At 46.7% G+C, this 522-nt stretch carries 1 rRNA gene; it reads left to right on the top strand.

The annotated features are described in order from the left end of the window. Nucleotides 1–94 (top strand): 16S ribosomal RNA (locus L6762_RS11870); the annotation flags it as partial. Nucleotides 95–522 lie beyond the last annotated feature (428 nt).

Here is a 522-nt window from a genome sequence, read left to right on the forward strand (position 1 = left end):
TTGTGGGAGGGAGTCGTCGAAGGTGGGATTGGCGATTGGGACTAAGTCGTAACAAGGTAGCCGTACCGGAAGGTGCGGCTGGATCACCTCCTTTCTAAGGAGCTTCAACATATTGGTTGAGCCACGCCGAACGCGAGTGTCGTTTGGGTGGTTTGCTCATGGGTGGAATGTTAGTTCAGGTGCCCTTGTGGTGCTGATGAGAATGTGTGTAATGCTGGTGCGCTTTTGGGTTTTGAGGTAACAAGCCATGTGGTTTGTTGCTCTCAGGTTCCCGGCATGAGAGTAGTGACTGAGCTTTGTCTTTGGTTGCCTCGAGTGGTATCGGGTTGTTGTTTGAGAACTGTATAGTGGACGCGAGCATCTTCGAATGTAATGAAGATTTCTCAATCTCTAATGATTGGGTTTCTTTGATACTTTTGATTTTGTACTTAGTTAGTCAAGGTTAATATCTTTGATTTTATCTGTGTGTAAGTTATTAAGGGCACACGGTGGATGCCTTGGCACTAGAAGCCGATGAAGGAC

The organism is Rothia nasimurium (assembly GCF_928381705.1).
Lineage (GTDB): Bacteria > Actinomycetota > Actinomycetes > Actinomycetales > Micrococcaceae > Rothia > Rothia nasimurium_G.